Origin of the sequence: Streptomyces adustus (assembly GCF_009377175.1) — a bacterium.
GTDB classification, from domain to species: domain Bacteria; phylum Actinomycetota; class Actinomycetes; order Streptomycetales; family Streptomycetaceae; genus Streptomyces; species Streptomyces adustus.
Genome location: NZ_VJZD01000427.1, coordinates 1 through 4,311, shown reverse-complemented (window position 1 = coordinate 4,311; position 4,311 = coordinate 1). Strand labels below are relative to the sequence as shown.

General features: G+C 64.9%; 4 protein-coding genes. 3 read left to right on the top strand and 1 reads right to left on the bottom strand.

What is annotated here, in order from left to right; all coding sequences use genetic code 11:
- Positions 1 to 32 precede the first annotated feature (32 nt).
- Complete coding sequence (locus tag FNH09_RS44935; RefSeq protein ID WP_152895640.1) at positions 33 to 1,055, bottom strand: substrate-binding domain-containing protein; 1,023 nt, start codon at positions 1,053 to 1,055, stop codon at positions 33 to 35.
- A 139-nt stretch (positions 1,056 to 1,194) separates the two neighbouring features.
- Between FNH09_RS44935 and FNH09_RS44930 the strand changes: the two genes are divergently transcribed.
- The 3 genes from FNH09_RS44930 to FNH09_RS44920 are packed head-to-tail and all read left to right on the top strand — an operon-like array spanning position 1,195 to position 4,278.
- Positions 1,195 to 2,499: an ABC transporter substrate-binding protein gene (locus tag FNH09_RS44930; RefSeq protein ID WP_152895639.1), complete on the top strand. Its 1,305-nt coding sequence runs from the start codon at positions 1,195 to 1,197 to the stop codon at positions 2,497 to 2,499.
- Between the two features lie 7 nt (positions 2,500 to 2,506).
- The gene (locus FNH09_RS44925) at positions 2,507 to 3,463 is read left to right on the top strand and encodes a carbohydrate ABC transporter permease (RefSeq protein ID WP_152895638.1); all 957 of its coding nucleotides are present in this window, start codon (positions 2,507 to 2,509) and stop codon (positions 3,461 to 3,463) included.
- Positions 3,460 to 4,278, top strand: a complete 819-nt coding sequence (locus FNH09_RS44920) for a carbohydrate ABC transporter permease (RefSeq protein ID WP_152895637.1) — start codon at positions 3,460 to 3,462, stop codon at positions 4,276 to 4,278. The genes FNH09_RS44925 and FNH09_RS44920 overlap by 4 nt, the downstream gene beginning before the upstream one ends.
- Positions 4,279 to 4,311: the final 33 nt, after the last annotated feature.

The following is a 4,311-nucleotide window of genomic DNA, read 5'->3' as shown; positions in this document are numbered from 1 at the left end:
TAGGCAGAGTCAGAGTTGTATAAGAGACAGCCTCACGACTTGCCGGGCAGGGCCGTGCTCTGTCGCTCCACCAGATGCGTGGCCAGCTCGATGCGCTGGGCACCCTTACCGGATTCATCCTGGTTGAACAGCATGCGCGACGCCTCCTCGGCCATCTGGCGAAGAGGCTGGTGCACCGTGGTCAGCGGCGGGCTTGACCACTGCGCGAGCGGCACGTCGTCGTAGCCGACCACCGACAGGTCTTGCGGTACGCGCAGTCCTTTGAGCCGGGCCGCCTCGAGCACGCCGAGCGCCTGGAGATCGCTGCCCGCGAAGATCGCCGTCGGCCGGTCCGGTTCGTCGAGCAGGCTCATCGCGTGCTCGAAGCCGCCCTGCACATGGAAATCGCCGAACCGTATCAGCCGCGGGTCCACGTCCAAGGCCGCCATCGCCAGGGCGGAGCGATAGCCGTCGAGGCGGGCGCGCGAGCACAGCATGTCCTTGGGTCCGGTGATGATCGCGACCCGCTTGTGGTTCAGTGCCGTGAGATGCCGAGTGGCCGCGAGACCGCCGGCCCAGTTCGCCGAGCCCACCGACGGCACATCGGGGTCGGGGTCGCCTGCGGGGTCGACGACCACGAAGGGAATGGCCGCTGACCTGAGCTGCCGTTTGACGTCCTGCGGAAGCGTGGAGAAGACCAGGACGACGCCCAGCGGCCTTCTTTGCAGCACTCCTTCGAGCCATTCCGGCCCGGGCGTGTGCCGTGTGCCGCTCACGGTGAGCACCACCGTCGCACGGTTCTCCCTCGCGACCTGCTCCACCCCCTTGACCAGCTCCATCGCCCAGATGCTGTCCAGCTCGTGGAACACGAGTTCAACAAGCCCGGGCCACGGTGCCGTCCGGGGGCGGCGGCGGTAGCCGTGGACCTCCAGCAGCCGCTCGACCTTGGCCCGGGTCGCACGGGACACGTCGGCACGGCCGTTGAGGACCTTCGAAACTGTCGGAAGCGAGACGCCCGAAAGTTTCGCGACCTCAGCCAGGGTCACCCGGCCGTGCGTCCCCTCGTAATTGCCCATGTGTGCAGGGTATAGGAACCGTCGCCGGTAACGGTTCAGACGCGTGCATGCATGACTGTTGACCGAGTCTCGGGCCTGACCTAATGTCCCCACCGCAGAGACTTTCGGTAATGAGGCCGAAACTTTCGAAAGGCGAACGATGAAGACACGCGCACGCTTGCCCAGACTGGTCGCCTGCGGTGCGACGCTTGCCCTGGCGTTGCCCCTGTCCGCCTGCGGCGCCGGCAACGGCCAAGCGTCGTCGGACGACGGCAAGATCCATGTTCTGGTCTACGGGGACGCCAGCAACAAGGTTGAAAAGCAGATAGTCAGCACGTTCAACAAGACGTCCGACGTCAAGGCTGTCCTCGACACCATCCCCGGTGCCGACTATCAGCAGAAGCTCCAGACGATCATCAACACCCCGCAGGCGCCGGACATCTTCTTCAACTGGGGCGGCGGCAGCATCCAGCCGTTCGTCAAGGCCGACCTGCTGCTGCCGCTGGACGATTTCATCAAGAAGAACCCGGATCTGGACAACAAGTTCCTCCCGTCGGTCTTCAACAGCGCAGTGGTCGACGGCAAGCCCTACGGCGTGCCGATGCGTGGCACCCAGCCCGTCCTGCTGTTCCACAACAAGAAGGTCCTCGACCAGGCGGGAATCAAGCCGCCCCAGACCTGGGACGAGCTGCTCGCCGCGGTCAAGAAGCTCAAGGCCGAAGGTGTCACGCCCATCGCCCTGGGCGGGGGTGACAGATGGCCGACCCTCATGTGGTTCGAGTACCTCTACGACCGCGTCGCCGGACCGGGCCTGTTCCAGAAGGCCATCAAGGGCGACAAGTCGGTGTGGGAGAGCGCCGACAGCAAGAAGGCACTGAGCATGCTCAGGGACCTCGTGGACGCCGGCGCCTTCGGGAAGAACTACGACTCGGTGAAGTACACCAACGGCGCCTCACCGGCACTGCTGGCGTCCGGCAAGGCCGGCTTCGAGCTCATGGGCTCGTGGTACTACGCCCAGCAGCAGACGGACGCCAAGGACTTCGCGGAGAAGGACCTCGGTTACACCACGTTCCCGGCCATTTCCGGCGGCAAGGGCGACGCTGCGAACGTCGTCGGGAACACCAACAACTTCTACTCGGTGCTGAAGAAGACCAAGCACCCCGAAGCCGTCGCCGAGTTCCTGAAGCTCATGTACTCGGATGAGTTCGTGAAGGCGCAGCTGGCCATCGGCAACCTGCCGACGACCACGAACACCTCGTCCTTCCTGGACTCCGCGGCCAATCCCGACTACTCGCGCTTCCAGTACGACCTGGTCGCGAAGGCCCCCGCGTTCCAGCTGTCCTGGGACCAGGCGTACCCGCCGTCGGCAGGCACCCCGATCCAGCAGGCCGTGCAGCAGTTCTTCAACGGTCAGATGGACGCGGACGGCTTCATCAAGGCCATGCAAGCACTTCCGAACGAATGATCGGCTCATGACGACACAGATCACGAGCACCCAGCCCGCCGCCAGGTCCCGCAAGGAGGCCCGGCGGCGGCCGGCCGGCTCGTCCGCAGCAAACGTGGGAAGGCCCGGCTTCACCTGGGCTCTGCCCGCCACCTTGTTCTTCGCTGTCTTCGCAATCGTTCCCCTGGTCATGGTTGCGGTGCTGTCCTTCATGAGCTGGAACGGGCTCGGATCGCCTCAGTTCGTCGGCACGGACAACTGGTCACGGCTTCTGGACGACCCTGTGATGCTCAAGAGCATCTGGGTGACCCTGCTCCTGACGGCACTCGGCATCCTCATTCAGACGCCGCTCAGCATTGTCCTGGGGGTCTGGGCCGCCGGCTACCAGCGCAATCGGGCCGTGCTGTCCGCCATCTACTTCGTCCCGCTGCTGCTGTCGGCCACCGCCGTTTCCGTCCTGTGGCGAGCGCTGCTCGACCCGAACTTCGGCATCCCTGCCGACGCCACCTGGCTTTTCGGCGACGGCAACCTGTTCGGCGAGCAGACCACGGCCATCGGGGTGCTGGCGTTCGTGAGCACCTGGCAGTTCACTCCCTTCCACACCCTGATCTACCAAGGTGCTGCCCGAGCCGTCCCACAGGTGCTCTACCAGGCCGCAGAGATCGACGGAGCAGGCCGCTACCGGCAGTTCTTCCACATCACGCTGCCGCAACTGCGCAACTCGATGATCACCTCGATGATCCTGATGACGGTCGGCGGTCTGACCACGTTCGAGACGGTCCTCATCCTCACGCAGGGAGGCCCCGGCACCGACACCACCATCAGCGCCTACTACATGTACGAAAAGGCCTTCAAGAGCTTCGATTTCGGTACCGGGTCCGCCATCGCCCTCACCCTGGTCGTCGCGTCGACCATCATCTCGCTCATCGTCGTCCGCGTGTCGGGCTACGACAAGATGCGCAGCTCCATGGAGGGTGTGTCATGAGGCGCCGTCCCAACTACCTGGCCGGCGTCGGCTCCGTCGTCTGGCTGTTCCTGGTCGGCCTGCCCCTGTACGTGATGCTCGCGGCGACCCTGCGCACCCGCGGCGACTACGCGCAGAACGGCCCGGTGTCGGTGCCTGACACCTTCACCTTCGACAACTACCTCAACGCCTTCGACTCAGGCTTCGGCCGATACTTCGTCAACACCATTGTCGTCACGGCAGCCGTGGTAGGCCTGGTGCTGGTACTGGTGCCGCCGCTCTCGTACGCCATCGTCCGCAGCCGCAGCAAAGTGACCTCGCTGGTCTTCCGCCTGTTCCTGCTGGGCCTTGCCATTCCGGCCCAGGCCGTCATCGTCCCGATGTTCTATCTCATCAGCCAAGCAGGGCTGTACGACAACCTGCTCGGCGTCATCCTGCCGACAGCCGCGTTCTGCCTGCCGATGTCGGCGCTGATCCTCAGCGGCGCCATGCGGGACATCTCTCCCGAACTGTTCGAGGCCATGGCCGTGGACGGTGCGACTCCGCGGCGCATGTTCTTCCAGTTGGTCGTACCACTGTCCCGTGGGGGCCTGTCCACGATCACCGTGTTCTCCGCGCTCCAGGCATGGAACGGCTTCCTCTTCCCGCTCGTGCTGACCCAGTCCGACTCCACCAAGGTGATCACGCTGGGTCTGTACAACTTCCAGACCGAACACGGCATCGACATCCCCGGCCTCCTCGGAGCCGTGATGCTGTCCATGCTGCCCGTCCTGCTCGTCTACCTGTTCGCCCGTCGCGCCCTGGTCCAGGGCCTGATGGGCGTCGGAGGAAAGTGACCGCCCCGTGGCCGTAGAGACCTCCCCCCAAAC

What these genes read in the sequence shown, in the direction of transcription:
- FNH09_RS44935 (WP_152895640.1), bottom strand. Translation starts at nt 1,055, where the DNA reads ATGGGCAATTACGAGGGGACGCACGGCCGGGTGACCCTGGCTGAGGTC.
- FNH09_RS44930 (WP_152895639.1), top strand. Translation starts at nt 1,195, where the DNA reads ATGAAGACACGCGCACGCTTGCCCAGACTGGTCGCCTGCGGTGCGACG.
- FNH09_RS44925 (WP_152895638.1), top strand. Translation starts at nt 2,507, where the DNA reads ATGACGACACAGATCACGAGCACCCAGCCCGCCGCCAGGTCCCGCAAG.
- FNH09_RS44920 (WP_152895637.1), top strand. Translation starts at nt 3,460, where the DNA reads ATGAGGCGCCGTCCCAACTACCTGGCCGGCGTCGGCTCCGTCGTCTGG.